The 16990-nt window shown below is 63.4% G+C and carries 13 protein-coding genes; 8 read left to right on the top strand and 5 right to left on the bottom strand.

Features of this window, described 5'->3' with window-relative positions:
* Position 1: 1 nt before the first annotated feature.
* The 3 genes from AC3WOG_RS11320 to AC3WOG_RS11310 all read left to right on the top strand — a co-directional run bounded on the left by AC3WOG_RS11320 (position 2) and on the right by AC3WOG_RS11310 (position 3950).
* Positions 2–1465: a glucose-6-phosphate isomerase gene (locus AC3WOG_RS11320; protein WP_492578089.1), complete on the top strand. Its 1464-nt coding sequence runs from the start codon at positions 2–4 to the stop codon at positions 1463–1465.
* On the top strand, positions 1462–2691 hold the full coding sequence (locus AC3WOG_RS11315) for a glycosyltransferase family 4 protein (protein WP_492578088.1): 1230 nt from the start codon (positions 1462–1464) through the stop codon (positions 2689–2691). Before AC3WOG_RS11320 ends, AC3WOG_RS11315 begins: the two co-directional genes overlap by 4 nt.
* Before the next feature lie 92 nt (positions 2692–2783).
* The gene (locus AC3WOG_RS11310; RefSeq protein WP_492578087.1) at positions 2784–3950 is read left to right on the top strand and encodes a glycosyltransferase family 4 protein; all 1167 of its coding nucleotides are present in this window, start codon (positions 2784–2786) and stop codon (positions 3948–3950) included.
* 194 nt (positions 3951–4144) lie between these two features.
* On the opposite strand, the gene gmd is transcribed toward AC3WOG_RS11310, so the two are convergent.
* From gmd to AC3WOG_RS11290, 4 genes are all read right to left on the bottom strand, one after another.
* Positions 4145–5188 carry a GDP-mannose 4,6-dehydratase gene (gene gmd, locus AC3WOG_RS11305; protein WP_492578086.1) on the bottom strand — a complete coding sequence of 348 codons (1044 nt, stop codon included), beginning with the start codon at positions 5186–5188 and terminating at the stop codon, positions 4145–4147.
* Positions 5189–5339: 151 nt separating this feature from the next.
* Positions 5340–6098, bottom strand: coding sequence for an SGNH/GDSL hydrolase family protein (locus AC3WOG_RS11300; RefSeq protein WP_492578084.1), 759 nt, complete (start codon positions 6096–6098; stop codon positions 5340–5342).
* Positions 6095–7189 carry an acyltransferase family protein gene (locus AC3WOG_RS11295; RefSeq protein WP_492578082.1) on the bottom strand — a complete coding sequence of 365 codons (1095 nt, stop codon included), beginning with the start codon at positions 7187–7189 and terminating at the stop codon, positions 6095–6097. Before AC3WOG_RS11295 ends, AC3WOG_RS11300 begins: the two co-directional genes overlap by 4 nt.
* A gap of 336 nt (positions 7190–7525) precedes the next feature.
* Positions 7526–7693 carry a hypothetical protein gene (locus tag AC3WOG_RS11290; RefSeq protein ID WP_492578080.1) on the bottom strand — a complete coding sequence of 56 codons (168 nt, stop codon included), beginning with the start codon at positions 7691–7693 and terminating at the stop codon, positions 7526–7528.
* A 156-nt stretch (positions 7694–7849) separates the two neighbouring features.
* Between AC3WOG_RS11290 and AC3WOG_RS11285 the strand changes: the two genes are divergently transcribed.
* From AC3WOG_RS11285 to AC3WOG_RS11275, 3 genes are all read left to right on the top strand, one after another.
* A complete protein-coding gene (locus AC3WOG_RS11285) occupies positions 7850–10048 on the top strand; it encodes an NHL repeat-containing protein (protein WP_492578078.1) in 2199 nt (732 codons plus the stop codon).
* Positions 10049–10124: 76 nt separating this feature from the next.
* On the top strand, positions 10125–11591 hold the full coding sequence (locus tag AC3WOG_RS11280) for a flippase (RefSeq protein WP_492578076.1): 1467 nt from the start codon (positions 10125–10127) through the stop codon (positions 11589–11591).
* Positions 11588–14035: a glycosyltransferase family 4 protein gene (locus AC3WOG_RS11275; protein ID WP_492578074.1), complete on the top strand. Its 2448-nt coding sequence runs from the start codon at positions 11588–11590 to the stop codon at positions 14033–14035. Before AC3WOG_RS11280 ends, AC3WOG_RS11275 begins: the two co-directional genes overlap by 4 nt.
* 138 nt (positions 14036–14173) lie before the next feature.
* Here the strand turns inward: AC3WOG_RS11275 and AC3WOG_RS11270 are convergent, their stop codons facing one another.
* Positions 14174–15385: an acyltransferase family protein gene (locus tag AC3WOG_RS11270; protein WP_492578072.1), complete on the bottom strand. Its 1212-nt coding sequence runs from the start codon at positions 15383–15385 to the stop codon at positions 14174–14176.
* A gap of 243 nt (positions 15386–15628) precedes the next feature.
* Between AC3WOG_RS11270 and AC3WOG_RS11265 the strand changes: the two genes are divergently transcribed.
* Both AC3WOG_RS11265 and galU read left to right on the top strand, forming a co-directional pair.
* On the top strand, positions 15629–15772 hold the full coding sequence (locus tag AC3WOG_RS11265; protein WP_165848068.1) for a hypothetical protein: 144 nt from the start codon (positions 15629–15631) through the stop codon (positions 15770–15772).
* A gap of 308 nt (positions 15773–16080) precedes the next feature.
* Positions 16081–16986, top strand: coding sequence for a UTP--glucose-1-phosphate uridylyltransferase GalU (gene galU / locus AC3WOG_RS11260; RefSeq protein WP_492578070.1), 906 nt, complete (start codon positions 16081–16083; stop codon positions 16984–16986).
* The last annotated feature ends 4 nt before the right edge of the window (positions 16987–16990 follow it).

Below are 16990 nucleotides of genomic sequence, written 5' to 3'. Positions count from 1 at the left end.
GATGTCGACGATTACGCGAGCCGGCGAGAGCGGCGCGGGACGTTTCCTGTCCGGCGGTCCGCAGGAATGGCTGCCGCCGGCGTTACTGTGGCTGATCACGGCGGTGCTGATCGTCGCGCATCAGGGCACGGTGCTCACGCTCGCGTTTCCGGTGCTCGCGATCCTGACGGGCTTGTGGCTCTACTTCAAAAGCCCGGCGCGCTACATCGGTTTCATGTGGTGGCTGTGGTTCCTGAGCCCGGAAGTGCGGCGCCTCGCCGACTGGTCCAAAGGCTCGTTCACGCCCACCAGCCTGATTCAGGTCGCGCCGCTCGCGGTGACGATGATCAGCGCGCTCTCGCTATTGCGCTACTACAGGCTGCTCGCGCAGCGGCGCGGGCTGCCGGTGCTGCTGATCCTGATGGGGCTGGCCTACGCGTTCATGGTCGGCGTGATGTCGAGCGGGCCGCTCGCCGCGACCTATGACCTCGCGAACTGGCTCTATCCGATCCTGATCGGCTTTCACATCATGGCGCACACGCGCCAATACCCGCAGTACCGCACCACCATCGTCAATACGTTCATCTGGGGCATGCTGGTGATGGGCGGCTACGGGCTGATCCAGTTCTTCATCATGCCGCAGTGGGACGCGCTGTGGATGCTCGGCTCGCAGATGAACTCGCAAGGCGATCCGGTGCCGATGGGCGTGCGCGTGTTCAGCACGATGAACTCGTCGGGGCCGTTCGCCTTCGCGATGATGGGCGCGATGGTCTACGTGATGGCGGCCACGCACCGGGTGCGCTGGATCGCGGCGGCGCTGGGCTTTTTCGCGTTCGCGCTGAGCCTCGTGCGCTCGACGTGGGGTGGCTGGGTGATCGCGCTGCTGATCCAGCTCGTCAAATCGAACAACAAGGTGCGGGTGCGGATCGTCGCGAGTGCGATCTTGCTGGCCGGCCTGTGCGTGCCGCTGCTGGCGGTCGGCCCGGTGGCCGAGCGGATGCAGGCGCGCCTGAACACCATCGTCAACCTCAGCGACGACCAGAGCTACGCCGCGCGTAACGAGTTCTACGCGACCTTCGCGAAGACCGCGTTCACTGACGTCTCCGGCGAAGGGATGGGCGCGACCGGCACCTCGACCAAGCTCTCGAACGACGGCGGCCAGCTCGGCCAGTACGGCAACTTCGACAGCGGCGTGATGAACATTCCGTTCGTGCTCGGCTGGCCCGGCACGCTGCTGTACATGTCCGGCATCGTCTGGCTGGTGGTGCGCGCGGTGCTCGCGTCGTTCAAGCTGCGCAACGACAAATACGTTTCAGCGTGCCTGAGCCTCAGCCTCGCGACCTTCGCGATGCTGGTGTTCACCAATTCGCTGGTCGGCACGGGTGGGCTGCTGCTTTTCATGAGTGTTTTTTCGATCCTTTCCGCGGTGCATTACGAAAAGATGCACCGCGGACGCACGCTATTTCTCCACGGAGGCACTGATTGAGAGTCGCCATTGTCACGCACGTCGTGCGCCATAACGACGGCCAGGGGCGCGTCAACCACGAGATCGCGCGCGCCGCCCTCGACGAGAACATCGGCGTGACGCTGGTTGCGTCGCACGTCGCGCCGGATCTGCTCGCCCATCCGAATGTCCGCTGGGTGCCGGTGAAAATCGGCCGCTGGTGGCCGACCAATCTGCTGCGCCAGCAGGTGTTCGCGTTCAAAAGCGCGATGTGGCTGCGCGCGCATCGAAGCGAATACGACGTGCTGCACGTGAACGGCTTCATCACGTGGATGCCGGCCGACGTCAACACCTCGCACTTCGTGCATAGCGGCTGGTTCGGCAGCAAGTACTACCCGTTCGGGCTGACCAAGGGCGTGTGGTCCGCGTATCAGTCGGTCTATACGCGCTGCAACGCGTTGCTCGAGCGCTGGGCTTACCGGCGCTCGAAGGTGATCACGGCGGTGTCGCAAAAGGTCGCCGACGAAATCCGCGCGATCGGCCTCACGCCTGACAATCGGGTCGATGTGATCTACAACGGCGTCGATACGCAAGGCTTCGCCGCGGCGCAGGGCGATCGCGCGCGCTTCGGCCTGCCGGCCGACGCGTTCCTGCTGCTGTTCGTCGGCGATCTGCGCACGCCGCGCAAGAACCTCGGCACGGTGCTGGCGGCGCTCAAGCATCTGCCCGAGCACGTGCAGATCGCGGTGGCCGGGTTCCTGCCGGGGAGCCCTTATCCGGAGCAGGCGAAGGCGCTCGGCATTGCGCATCGGGTGCATTTTCTCGGCCTGGTGAAGGACATGCCGGTGCTGATGCACTCGGTCGACGCGTTCGTGTTTCCGTCGCGCTATGAGGCGATGAGCCTGTCGCTGCTCGAAGCGATGGCGGCGGGTCTGCCGGTGGTCACGGCGCGCACGGCGGGCGGCGCGGAAATCATCACGCCGGAATGCGGCATCGTGCTGGAAGACCCGGACGATCCCAAGGCGCTGGCCGGCGCGGTCGCGCGGCTGGCCGCGAACGACGACGCGCGCCGCGCGATGGGCGTCGCCGCCAACGAACTCGCTACCGGCTTCGGCTGGGCGCGGATGGCCGCGCAGTACATCGCGCTGTACCGCCAACTGGAAGGGCAGCAGAAGGATCGCCGGCGCAGCGAAGCCGAAGCCGCAGTGGTCGCCAAGACCGACGCGCTGACGCTGAACACGCTGGCCGGCCAGAAGAGCGCGAAATGAAGCAGCGGATGTCTCGCAATTCATCGCGGAACCTGCCACTCAACCCATCGCGCAACGCATCACAACTCTCAGAACGCACAGGGGCAACAACCATGACGACGAGCTCAATCAAATCGCTGCAGATCGGGATGCACTGGTTTCCCGAGCGCGCGGGCGGCCTCGACCGCATGTACTACTCGCTGGTCGGCGCGCTGCCGGGCGCGGGCGTCGCGGTGCGCGGCGTAGTGGCAGGCTCGGCCAAGGTCGCCGCGGACACCGGCGGCGCGATCAACGGCTTCGGCCCGGCCGCGCAATCGCTGCCGTTGCGGCTGATGGCGGCACGCCGCGCGCTGCGCCACGAGATCAGCACCGCGCGTCCGGACGTGATTTCGTCGCACTTCGCGCTGTACACCTTCCCGGGCCTCGACGTGACGCGCGGGATTCCGCAGGTGTCGCATTTCCAGGGTCCGTGGGCCGACGAGAGCCACGTGGAAGGCGCCGATTCGCTCGGCCAGCGCGCCAAGCGTTATCTGGAGCAATCGGTGTATGCGCGCTCGTCGCGGCTAATCGTGTTGTCCGAAGCCTTCGGCAAGATTCTGACTTCGCGCTACCGCATCTCGCCGGAGCGCGTGCGTGTGGTGCCGGGCTGCGTGGACGTCGAGCAGTTCAATCTGCCGATTAGCCCGGCCGAGGCGCGCCTGAAGCTGCAATTGCCACAAGACCGGCCGATCGTGCTGGCGGTGCGGCGGCTGGTGCGCCGCATGGGCCTCGAGGATCTGATCGACGCGGTGAAGCTGCTCAAGCGCCGCGAACCCGACGTGCTGCTGCTGATCGCGGGCAAAGGGCGGCTCGAGGGCGAGTTGCAGGCGCGTATCACCGAAGCGGGCCTCGAGAACAACGTCAAGCTGCTGGGCTTCGTGCCGGATCAGCATCTGGCGGCGCTGTATCGTGCGGCGAATATCAGCGTGGTGCCGACGGTCGCGCTCGAAGGTTTCGGCCTGATCACGGTCGAATCGCTGGCCTCGGGCACGCCCGTGCTGGTGACGCCGGTGGGCGGCTTGCCGGAAGCGGTGGCGGGCTTGTCGCCGAATCTGGTGCTGCCGGCAACCGGCGCTCAGGCGATTGCGGAGGGCCTGGCGGGTGCGTTGAACGGCTCACTCAAGTTGCCGGATGCGGATGCTTGCCGTCGCTACGCGCGCGATAACTTCGACAATTCGGTCATCGCGAGGCGTGTGGCGTCGGTGTATAGCGAGGCGATTGCGGCGGGCGGGGTGCACTGAACGCGCTGACGCTCAGAGTGAACGCGGCGCATGTCTCGCCGCATTCACTCCGGCAAGCGGCAAAAACTAACGCCGCTTGATCGCGTAAAAGCAGACGAGGCCTGAATCATTGCGATCAGGCCTCGTCTGCTTTTGCATCGGGTGAAATGTCGGCGGTGGGTGTCCAGCGGCCGCTCGCGCGACCGCCGTCCCGCTTAAAACGTCTCGTGATGCAGATTGCGGCCGAGATCCGCATGAACCATCATGTTGCACAACTGTTCGAGCGTGGTCTCCGGCTTCCAGCCGAGCTTGTCGCGGGCCTTGTCGGCGCAGCCGATCAGCAGATCGACTTCCGCCGGCCGGTAGAACTTCGGGTTCACGCGCACCAGCGTCTTGCCGGTCGCGACGTCGATGCCGACTTCGCGCTCGTCCTTGCCCGACCATTCGATCTGATAGTCAGCGGCGGCGAACGCCATGCGCACGAAGTCGCGTACCGTCTCGGTGCGGTTGGTGGCGAGCACGAAGGTATCGGGCTCGTCGGCCTGCAGCATGCGCCACATGCCTTCCACGTATTCGAGCGCGAAGCCCCAGTCGCGCTTCGCGCTCAGGTTGCCGAGTTCCAGCGTGTCCTGCTTGCCGAGCTTGATCTTCGCGACGGTGTCAGTGATCTTACGGGTGACGAATTCGCGGCCACGCAGCGGCGATTCGTGATTGAACAGAATCCCGCTGCTCGCAAACAGGTTGTACGACTCGCGATAGTTGATGGTCGTCCAGTGCGCGAACAGCTTGGCGACGCCGTACGGGCTGCGCGGATAGAACGGCGTGTCCTCGCGTTGCGGCACCGCTTGCACGAGGCCGAACATCTCCGAGGTCGACGCCTGGTAGTAACGGGTCTTCGGATTCAGGATGCGGATGCCTTCGAGCAGATTCAGCGCGCCGATACCGGTCACTTCAGCGGTCGTCACCGGCTGGTCGAACGAGACGCCCACAAAGCTCTGCGCAGCGAGGTTGTACAACTCGTCGGCTTGCGCGCCTTCGAGCAGGCGTAGCGTCGAGCCCAGATCGGTCAGATCGTGTTCGACCAGACGCAGATTCGGATGATCGATCACGCCGAGCTCGCGAATGCGCCAGAAATTAACGGAACTGGTGCGCCGGTAGGTGCCGGTCACGTGGTAGCCCTTGTCGAGCAGCAGTTTGGTCAGGTAGGCGCCGTCCTGTCCGGATACGCCGGTGATGATCGCTTTGCGTGGTTGGCTCATAGCTTGCCTTCGATATTGGTAAAAGAGAAAGAGAAGAAGCATCCGCGCCGCAACGGCGCATTTCATCGGCACATTCAGAAGCGCATTTCAGAAGCACGTTTGAACAGCGGAGCTCGGGAAGCAAACCCGGAAACGCACTTGAAAAAACGCTTCAGGAGGCGCCGTCCAGCAGCCGTCGCACCAGCGGATCGACGACACGAAAATCCTGCTCGGCCTTGAGCCGGTACAAGTCCGGCTTCGGATGCGCGCCGTCGGACATCAGCATCTTCCAGTCGGGCAGGCCGCTGATGTAGGCGAACTGGTCGACGAGCGGCACCTGCTGTTCGGCGGCAACCCGGCGTGTCATTGCGACCATCGCGGCGAGCCGCGCATTGAGCCGGTTGTCGGGCATCGGATTCGACGTCTGCAAAACCGGCTGCTTGCCGAGCGCACGGGCGGTTTTCACGAGCGTCGTTTCGGCCTCGTAGAACTGCTCGGGCGTCTGGTTCCGCATCACTTCGTTGATGCCGTAGTTGATCAGCACAATCTGCGCGCGCGAGGCCGCGAGCCGTTCCTGCCACGGCAAGCCCGCGGTGCGGTCGATGCGGCCGCGCTGCGTGCCGTCGCGCAGCTGGGTGGCCATCGTGCCGCCCACGCCATAGTTCGTGACCTGCACCCGCTCGCCGTGCGTGGCCTGCAACGCATCCTGCAGATACATCACGGCGTTTTGCACCTGCGGTCCGCAGTGGCCGCCGCTGCATGAAATGCCGAGCGTGGTCGAATCGCCGTAGGCTTCGATCAGCACCTGCGCTTGCGGCGTTTGCGGCTTTTGTGCTGCGCCGGCGCTGCCGGCATGCGCGTCGAGTGCGAGCGCAACCACGGCCGAGGCGGCGGCCCATACGCTCGCGGCGAGCCACGTGCGGCGCCTCATGCGCGGCTTTGCGGCGCTTGCGACGCGGCCCCCGTGACACCCGCGGCGCCGGCCGGCGCATGAGCGTTGCCCGCCGAGCCGAAGATCAAACGCCGTTCGAACGCGAACCACGTGATGCTGGCGTAGGCGAGGGTGATCGCGAGCGCCAGCGCCGCGGTCAGAAAACGGTTCAGATGCAGCGGCCACAGCGTGTACAGCACGCTCAGGTGAATCAGGTAAATCGTGTAGCTGATGGTGCCGATGTAGACCAGCACGGGATTGCACAGCAGCCGTTTGACGATGCCCTTGCTTTGCAGGGCGATGACCACGACGGAAGTACAAAGCACCAGGGAAATGCTGTAGAGCCCCGCATTCGAGAGCGGCGTATTCGCCGCGCGAAAACGCGGGTAATGCAGATGCAGCCACGCGAGCACGGCCAGCGCGGCGAACAAGCCGAGCACGGCCAGCCCTTTGAACGGTTCCAGCGCATGGCGATCGCGCCGCACGGCGACCGCGAGCAGCGCGCCGGCCGCGAGCAGGTCCATGCGGAACGGCGTCAGATAGTAGATCGGCCAGAACGAGTCGAACCAGGGCGTGGCGACGGCGCGCAGCACCGGCACCGCGACAATCAGCGCGGCTGCCACGTAGCCGAGCACGCGCTCGGGCACGAGCAGAATCACGAACGGCCAGAAAATATAGAACTGCTCTTCGACGGCCAGCGACCACAGCACATTCAGGCTGTCGTGACCGCTCTGATTGAGCGCGTCGCCGATATTGGTCGCGAAAAACGCGTACCACTGCCAGTGCTGGGCCCAGCCGAACCCGAACAGAATCGACGACACCACCATCAGCAATAGATACGGCGGCAGGATGCGGCGCGCCCGGCGTGCGTAGAAATAGCCGAAATACGACTGCTGGCGCGCTTTGCGTTCGAGCAGGATGCCCGTAATCAAAAAGCCGCTCAGGACGAAAAACAGATCGACGCCCATCCACAGCGGCGCTTTCAGTGCGTGCTGCGCGAACACCGCGAGCACGGCGATCGCGCGCAAGCCGTCGAGCTGCACGATGCGGCGTGAGTGGGAAGGCGCTGAGGGCAATGCGCTAGCTGTCATGAACCGTCCATGGTGTGAAGCGGATGGGCCGCGCGAAGGACCGGGCGAGGTTTCGGACGAACAGCCGGACGAACCGGCACGGTCGCTTCGCGTCGTAACGGAAGTGCATTCGATTCTAGGGAAAATAAATTGATGAAAAAACGGGAATGAAATGGATAAGTGAATCAGATTGCAACAGGGTGTTTCGTGATTCATTCCAGATGAATTTTTATGCTTGCATCGAGGTGGCGCTGGCCGGCGGCGCTCATGCGTAAGAAGTGCAGCACGCACGCGGCCGCATCGGTAAAGATGGGTATCAAGACGCTGCCGCAAGCGTTTTTTCAGGTCCATTACGCGTTAATCGATTTTTAAATCGATTTCTTTCACGACGGTTAAAGCAACGAATATTTTTGAATTATTTTCGATTTTCGTTGCGGTGTTTTTTCCGCGTAATGTGAGCTGTGCGGATTGGGCGGGCAAGGACGGCGCGTGGGTCGCGCGTTCGGCGGTCCGGTCTTTATCCATGGATCACGGCCGGGTCGCGCCTGTCGGGGGTCACGCAAACCAGTCTCACCGTTCTTGCGCCGCTTCTCCGTTCCTTAGCTCATCTCAATCGATTGTTCTACGCTCGCGCGGGGCCTTTTCCCTGACCGCGGCACGGCCCTGATTGGAGGAAATACTTTGTCCCGTTTCACGTTCAAGACTTCGATCGCCATGCTCGCCTGTGCGGCCGGCATGACGGCGGCATCGATCAGCTTCACGGTATCCGCGGAAACCGTGTTGAACGCGAAGACTTCATGGATCGGTAACACCTTCGGTTTCGGCGACGGCACGTGGACGCAGATCAACATCACCGCGATCGCGGTCGCGCCGGACGGCAAGGTCTATACGAACGCGCCATGGGACGAAAGCGGCGCCGAAGCCAGCGTCTACCAGAACGGCAAGATGCTCGGCTTCGCGGGCGGCACGCATGGCTGGGGCAACGGCGGCGGCAGCGCGATCGCGGTGAACCGCCGCTATGCATTCGTTGCGATCGCGGTCGGCAACGAGAAGGGACATCTGGTCGAGCAGGGCGTGTGGCCGGAGAAGGGCAAGCAATGGTTCGGCATTTCGCGTCGCCAGATCGCCGACCCGAAGCACGCCGCACCGTTCCAGCCGGCCGCAAAAAATGCCGACCCGCATGCGCAACTCGCCGCCGGCTTTCTGATGATGAACGAGGTGCCGACCGGCACCAGCGCCGAAATCGGCGGCCTCGCGGCGAGCGACACCACGCTATACGCGGCCAACACCGCGCGCGATCGCATCGAGGTTTACGACGCCGAATCGATGCAGCAGAAAACCACCTGGAGCGTCCACGAGCCGGGTCGTATCGCACTCGCGCCTGACGGCACGCTGTGGGTGCTGAGCGGCACGCGCAACGATAAAGCGCCGCACGTCGAGCATTACACGAGCGCCGGCAAGCGCATCGACGAGACATTCGCGCTGCCCGCCGACACGGTCGCCGTCGATATCGCCGTCGACGCGCAAGGGCGCGTATTGATCGCCGATAACGGCCCGCGTCAGCAGGTGCTGTTCTTCAGCAAGAGCAATGGCCGTTATGCGGAGTCGGGCACGCTCGGCGAGCGCGGCGGCATTTTCAGCGGCGTCGCCGGCAAGCCCGGACCGCTGCGCTTTAACGGCCTGACCGGCGTGGGCGTGGATGCGCGCGGCAACGTCTACGTGTCGACCAACGGCATCGGTCCGCGCTACGAGCCGATCGGCGCGGGCCTCGGCGCGACGCTCGAAAGCTATACGCCAGACGGCAGGCAGAACTGGCAAGTGCAAGGGCTGCTGTTCGTCGACGGCGCGTGGATCGACCCGTCGCGGCCCGACAGCGTCTACACCGGCAACAAGCGCTTCGAACTCGATCTCTCGAAGCCCGCCGGACAGGAGTGGAAATACGCGGGCTTTCTGTCGAACCGCTTCAAGTACCCCGACGACCCCGTCTTTCACGTCGATCAATATCCCGGCTTGCCGATCGCCCGCAAGCTCAAGGGCCGCACGTTCCTGTACCTGACGGACATGTATGCGGACCACCTGAAGATCTATCGCTTCGATCCGCAGCATGACGGCGAAACGGCGATTCCTTCGGGCTTCATCGCCGGGCGTGAACGCGCGGTCGCCAGGGTGCCGAATGCGCCGCCGGGCGGCGACTGGATCTGGCGTGACGCGAACGGCGACGGCAAGTTCAACACGGACGAATTCACGCTCAACACCAGCGGTGCGAAGCTCGCGGGCGGCTGGGGCTGGTGGGTCGATAGTGCCGGCGACATCTGGCGCACGCGCGATAACAAGGGCATTTACCGCTTCCGTTTCGGCGGCCTCGACGCAAAGGGTAATCCGCTCTACGCGTACTCGAACATGACGCAGTACCCGGTGCCGCAGCCGTTCACCGAACTGCACCGCGCGATTTACGAGCCGGAGACCGACACGATGTACGTGACCGGCTATACGCCCGACACGCCGTTCGATCGCGGCTTCTGGAAAGAAGTGGGCCGCGTGCTGGTGCGCTACGACAAATGGTCGAGCGGCACACCGGTGCAGCGCTATTCGATCACGCTGCCGTGGCAGACGGGCAAACCCATCGCGACGATCATCGGCCTCACTGTCGAAGGGCAGTACATCTTCGGCGTCGAGCCGGTCGGCGCGGTGCATGTGTGGGACAAGGACAGCGGCAAGGAGGTCGGCGTGATCCGGCCGGGCCCGGAAGTGGGCAGCGCGTCGGGCTGGGTCGACGTGCCTAACGGCATCAGCGCCGCGAAGCGCGGCAATGGCGAGTACCTCGTGTTCATCGAAGAAGACGCGCGTGGCAAAGTGATGATGTATCGCTGGAAACCTTGATGAAGCGCGCATCGCGACGGCTTTTTTCGCCATACCAGGCAATACCAGGCAACCGTAGTCAAACCCAGGGCATCCGATGGACAAAGGCATTCTCAAGAACGTAGCGATCAATTTCTTCGGGCTGGTTCTGCCGACCTTCGTATCGCTCGTGACCGTGCCGTCGTATATCAAGTTGCTCGGCGTCGAGCGCTACGGCGTGATCAGTCTCGTGTGGACCTTGATCGGCTACTTCGGGATTCTCGATCTCGGCATGAGCATGGCCGCGCAGAATCACATATCGAAGGCGCGCGCATCGGGCGACAAGGACGAGAGCGCCCGCGTGTTCTGGAGCGCGACGTGGCTGAACCTCGCGACCGGTGTGATCGGCGGTTTGATCATCTATTTCGGCGCGTTTCTGTACACCGCGTATTTCACCAAGGTGTCGCCGGCGTTGCAGCACGAGGTCTATATGGCGCTGCCGTGGCTCGCGGTGGCGATCCCGATTGCCAATGTGTCATGGGTGTTCGCGGGCGCGATCAACGGCGCTGAGCGCTTCGGCGTCTACAACACCAATCAGACGATCGGCACGTTCCTGTTCCAGTTGCTGCCGCTCGGCGCCGCGTTGTGGCTGGGCGCGACCTTGCAGAACGTGCTGGCCGCCGCGGTGTTCGCGCGGATTCTGGCGGCGATCCTGCTGGGCCGTTCCGCGCTGAAGGTGCTGGAGATTCGCAACATTCTTCCGCCGCAGCTCGGCGTGGCCAAGGGGCTGTTCAACTTCGGCGGCTGGATGCTGATTGCGAGCGTCACCAACATGATCGCGGAATCGCTCGACCGCGTGATGCTCGGCACGAGTCTCGGCGCGCGTTTCGTCACGTATTACACGGTGCCGCAGAACCTCGTCACACGTTTGAACATCGTGCCGACCGCGCTGGTGCGCACGCTGTTTCCGCGGCTTTCGGCGGTCGGCCGTGCCGATGCCGACACCATCACGCAGCAGTCGCTCGAATTTCTCAATGGCGTGTTCACGCCGGTTGCGCTCGTGGCGATGCTGGTGCTGGAGCCGTTCCTGCATCTGTGGGTCGGCAATGAAATCGCCACGGTGGCGGCTCCGGTGGGCCGGATCATGATCGTCGCCGTGTGGCTCGTCGGTCAGGCGAACGTCACGCGGATTCTGATCCAGTCGCAGGTCAATCCGGCCACCGCCGCGCGTGTCGGTTTGTTCGAATTGCCCTTGTTTGCAGGGGCATTGTGGCTGGGTATCGCCCATTTCGGTCTGACCGGCGCGGCGATGGCCGTGGCCGGCCGGGCGCTCTTCGACTACGCGGTGCTGCTGCGCCTGTCGGCAATTCGCGCCCGGCAGATCGCGCTCGACATGCTCGCGCATCTCGCTTTCCTGCTGGCTAGCCTGTGGCTCGCCAGTTTCCTGCCGAGTCTCGCTTTGGCGATCGTCGCCGGTGTATTGATGGTGGGCGCGAATCTCGCCTGGTCCATCACGATGACGCCCGCCTTGCGCGATCTTGCGCGCTCACTGCTGTTACGACTGAATCCGAGGAAAAGCGCATGAATAACGAAGTCCTTGAAGAAGCCGTGCTGCAACCCACGACGCGCAGCGCTCTGGCTGAACTCACGACCGTCCCCGGCGTTCAGGCGCCGCCGCGCCGCGCGCTGCGCGCCTCCGGCAAAGCGGTGCGCGTCGCGATCGTGCATGACTGGCTCGTCACCTATGCGGGCGCCGAGAAGGTGCTCGAGCAGATCGTCGCGTGCTTTCCGGACGCGGACCTGTTCAGCCTCGTCGATTTTCTCGACGACCGCAGCTTCCTGCGCGGCAAGCCGGTCACGACCTCGTTCATCCAGAAGCTGCCGCTCGCGCGCACCAGGTACCGCACCTATCTGCCGTTGATGCCGCTCGCGATCGAGCAGCTCGACGTATCGGCGTACGACGTGGTGATTTCGAGCAGCCACGCGGTTGCCAAAGGGATTCTCACCGGCCCCGACCAGGTGCATATCAGCTACGTGCATTCGCCGATCCGCTATGCATGGGATTTGCAGCACCAATACCTGCAGCAGTCGAAGCTGACCGCCGGTCCGAAATCGGCGATGGCGCGGCTGATTCTTCACTACATCCGCAACTGGGATATCCGCACGTCGAACTCGGTGGACGGCTTTGTTGCGAACTCCGACTTCATCGCGCGGCGCATCAAGAAGGTTTATCAGCGTGATGCACAGGTGATCTTTCCGCCGGTCGACGTCGAGGCCTTTTCGCTCTGCACGGAAAAGGACGATTTCTATCTGACCGCCTCGCGGATGGTGCCGTACAAGAAGATCGATCTGATCGTCGAAGCCTTCGCGCGAATGCCGGAGCGCAAGCTGGTGGTGATCGGCGACGGTCCCGATATGCAGAAGATCCGCGCGAAGGCGGCGCCGAATGTGGAGATCATGGGCTATCAGCCGTTCAAGGTGCTGAAGGACCGGATGAGCCGCGCAAAGGCCTTCGTGTTCGCCGCCGAAGAAGACTTCGGCATCTCGGTGGTCGAAGCGCAGGCCTGCGGCACGCCGGTGATTGCCTACGGCAAGGGCGGGGCGCTCGAAACCGTGCGCGATCTGTCCGAAACGCGGCCCACGGGCATGTTCTTCGACGAACAGAGCGCGGAGTCGATCATCGCCACGGTCGAGAGTTTCGATCACCACGTCAAGCGTTTTTCGCCGCAGGATTGCCGGGCCAATGCCGAGCAGTTTTCGGCCGCGAATTTCCGTGAACGTTTCTTCGCGCATGTGCGGGCCGCGGTGCCGGCGCTGCGCTCGGCGACGTTGCCGCCCTATGTTCCGTATAAGGCGGAGCCGGCCGCCAATGCGCCGCGCATCCTGGCGGTCGACCAGAGCGGCGTGCTCGGCGGCGCCGAGTTGTCTTTGCTGGAAATCGTCAAGGCATTGCGTGAGCGCATCGAAGTCGTGCTGTTCGACGATGGCCCGTTCCGCACCGCGCTGGCCAAAGCCGGCGTGACCGTCAACGTGCTGGACGCGGGCGCGTTACGCCATGTTCGCAAGCAAGGCGGTTCATTGCCGAAGGGGCAGGCGCTCAAGGGCCTGATATCGCTCGTGCGCGCGACCGCGAAACGCGCGCGCGACGCCGAGGTGATCTACGCCAACACGCAACGCGCGATGGTGATCGGCGCGATCGCCGGCAAGCTCGCGCGGCGGCCGGTGGTGTGGCATCTGCGCGATATCGTCAGCCCCGAGCATTTCGGCGGCAAGCAACTGGCGATCATCAAGTGGTGCGCGCGCCTCGGCCTCACGCACGTGATCGCCAATTCGGCGGCGTCGGCGCGCGCGTTCGCGGATCTGACGCGCTTCGACGAAAAGCGGATCGACGTGGTGTTCAACGGCATTTCCGCGACGCCGTTCGACGCTTTGCGCACGGTCCCGCAAGCGGCGCTGCGCCGGCGCCTGAACTTGCCGCAGGAGGCGTTTCTGGTCGGCTCGTTCAGCCGCCTCGCGCGCTGGAAAGGGCAGCACGTGCTGCTCGAAGCGATGGTGCTGAATCCGCAGATGCATGCGGTGCTGGTCGGTGCGCCGCTGTTCGGCGAAGACGCTTACGAGATCGAATTGCATGCCTTCGTCGCCGCGCACAACCTGGGCGACCGGGTGCATTTCCTCGGCTTCCAGCACGACATTCCCGCGTGCATGTGCGCGGTCGACGCGGTCGTCCATACGTCGATTACGCCGGAGCCGTTCGGCCGCGTGATCGTCGAAGGGATGCTGGCGCAGCGGCCGGTGGTGGCGGCCCGTGCGGGCGGCGTGCTGGAGATCATCGACGACGGCGAGAACGGCGTGCTGTGCACGCCGGGCGACGCGCACGGTCTGGCCGATACGCTGGCCGAACTGCGCTCGAACGACGAACTGCGTAACAAGCTGGTCAACAACGGCTATCAGACGGCGCTGAGCCGGTTTGGTACCGGCACCTATGTGGAAGGCGTCGAGCGGATTCTGAAACGCGTGGCGGGGCGCTAAGACGGCTCAGGCAGCTGAGGCAGATTGGATTACGCAGGGGTAGGCAGGGGCTGGCCGGCTCCTGTCGTTAGCGCAGCGGAGCGAAAGTCCTGACGACCTTCGCTCCGTTTTTTTACCGCGCTTTTTATCGCACTGCTGTCAGGTCCGTTTCAACGCGGCTTTAGGCTTGAAACTCGCCGACCACTTCATCGCCGGCAATTCGACCAGCCGGTAGAACACATAGGCGACCGGCACGGCCACCAGCATGTAGCCGAACGACGGCCAGATCGACATTTGCAGCGACGAGCGGTATAGCAGCGACGACAGCAGCACGAAGATCGGCAGATGGATCAGGTACAGCGAGAAGCTGAAATCGCCGAAGCGCGACAGCAGGCGCAATCCGGCCGAGTCGGCCTTGCCGGCATGAGGGCGTTCCAGCGCCTTGTACAGATAGAACGCGAAGCCGAGCGCCCAGAGCTGGAACGCGCCGTATTGGCCATAACGGAACGCCACGCAGCCGAGCACGATGAACGCCGCGGCGAGCCCGTAGAGCCAGACCGGCGAGCGCGCATCCGGCGCGGTGCGGGCCTTCGCGTCGGCGATCCATGCGCCGAGCGTCCACGAAAACCAGTAGGACGGGAAGAACTGGATATCGTGGCGTTCGAGCACATAGGCGGACACCACGTTGATCACGGCGACGATCGCCAGCACGGAGGTCATGCCCAGGCGCCGGCGCAGCGCGAACAGCAGCGGATAGATCACGTAGAACTGTACTTCGAGGGAGAGCGTCCAGAGCGCGCCGTTCGATCCGTAGGTCTTGCCAGCCACGCCTTGCAGCGAAAACAGATTGACCAGGAACGCGTGCAAGCCGATCTCGCGAATCTTGTGGTTGACCGGCGGCAGCTGCAGGCTGATCCAGTCGAGCGCGAAGGTCAGCACCAGCGCCGCGAGCAGCACCGGATAAATGCGCGCGAAGCGGCGCACCCAGAAATTGCCGGTGTCGAGGCGGTAATCGGGATTTTTTGCCAGACGCAGCGCGGCGCTGCGATGAATGCAGTAGCCGCTGATCACGAAGAAAATCGGCACGCCGGCCGAGCCCCACGCGATCGGGAACGTCAGGTACGCGGCAATCGCGTTCAGATTCAGCGCATGGCCGACGCTTTGATGGAAGGTCTGCATGCCGACCCATTCGACCTGGCGGCAATGGAAATACGCGACCAGCAGCGCGGCGAAGCCCCGCATGGCGTCGATGACATGTTCCTTACCGGCGCTGTCCGCGCGTGCTTCGCTCTGGGCACGCGGCGGTGCCGCGGGGCGCGGCGGGGAGAGGGGCAGGGATGAGCCGGCGGCATCCAGTGCTGAGTCGCTCATGCGCGGTCCTTATTCTGACGGAGGAAAAAGCTTATTCCCGGGCGCGCCATGCGCGCCTGCGGTGCATCACATCGTAGTGCACGGCGGATGCAAAAAAATCGATAAAAAAATTGCCCACCGGTTCTAATTAAATGGCGGTTTTGTGACGAATAGTAACTGCGCTTAACGATGTGCAACGACGAATTATTTGCCGATTTTGTTGTGCTAATTTAAGACACGGATTCTCTGACCAGAGGTGAAGTCATGAACCTGCATTTACTCGCCGGCATTGCCGTGCTGCTGATTCTCGTTGCCGCCTCCGCGTACCGCGAGGCACTGCGCAACGAGCCGATCCGTCGTTTTCGCATCAACCCGGGCAAGCTGCCGCAACTCGAAGAAAACGAGTAAGCGGCACCGGCGTGGTCACCTCGATTCGCGCCCGGACCCGGTTCACCCGGTCCGGGCCGGATCGCCGGCCGCCGGACCGCGGATGCGTAAAATTTTCGGCATTCGCGCCAGAACTCGATTTCGATGCGTAATTATTTCCTGATGTTTAACTCGATTCGGCATATCGGTAGCGAATTGATTTATTTATTCGAATCGAGAATATTTCACGCGTGAATTGGAATAATTTTTTTGTTAGCCTTTTCGGCGACAGCGAGTGGCCGACAGGCCCGCGAACACACTAATTTCTAACCGATGTGGGAATGCCAACCATGCTGAAAGTCACCAAAGCCGTGTTTCCCGTGGCGGGCCTCGGAACACGATTTCTGCCGGCCACCAAGGCAAGCCCGAAGGAAATGCTGCCGATCGTCGACAAGCCGCTGATTCAATACGCGGTGGAAGAAGCGATTGCCGCCGGCATCACCGAGATGATCTTCGTGACGGGCCGCAGCAAGCGCGCCATCGAAGATCATTTCGACAAGTCCTATGAAATCGAAGCCGAACTCGAGGCGCGCAACAAACAGAAACTGCTCGATCTCGTGCGCAGCATCAAGCCGGCTAACGTCGACTGCTTCTATGTGCGTCAGGCCGAAGCGCTCGGCCTCGGCCATGCGGTGCTGTGCGCCGAGAAACTGGTGGGCGACAGCCCGTTCGCCGTGATTCTCGCCGACGACTTGCTGCACAGCACGAAGCCGGTGATGAGCCAGTTGGTCGACACGTTCAACCACTATCACAGCTCGGTCATCGGCGTCGAAACCATCGCGCGCGAAGACAGCCGTTCGTACGGTGTCGTGGATGGCAAGGAGTGGGAAGACAACGTGATCAAGCTGTCGGGCATCGTCGAGAAGCCGGCGCCGGACCAGGCGCCGTCGAACCTCGGCGTGGTGGGCCGCTATGTGCTGATGCCGACCATCTTCAAGCATATCCGGGCGCTGAAGCCGGGCGCGGGCGGCGAATTTCAATTGACCGACGCGGTGCAATCGCTGCTGACGGAAGAGCAGGTGCTCGCGTATCGCTACTTCGGCACGCGCTTCGATTGCGGCAGCAAGCTCGGCTATCTGAAGGCGACGGTGGAATTCGCGCTGCGTCATCCGGAAGTGAAGGCGGAGTTCGAAGCGTATTTGCAAACGTATCTGCAGGCCAATCTGCCGGCTCAGTACACGGCTGAAGCGGCTTAACAGG

It is taken from the genome of Paraburkholderia sp. FW306-02-B (assembly GCF_058782725.1).
The sequence above is the reverse complement of the archived record's forward strand: the minus strand, read 5'-3'. Positions and strand labels throughout refer to the sequence as shown.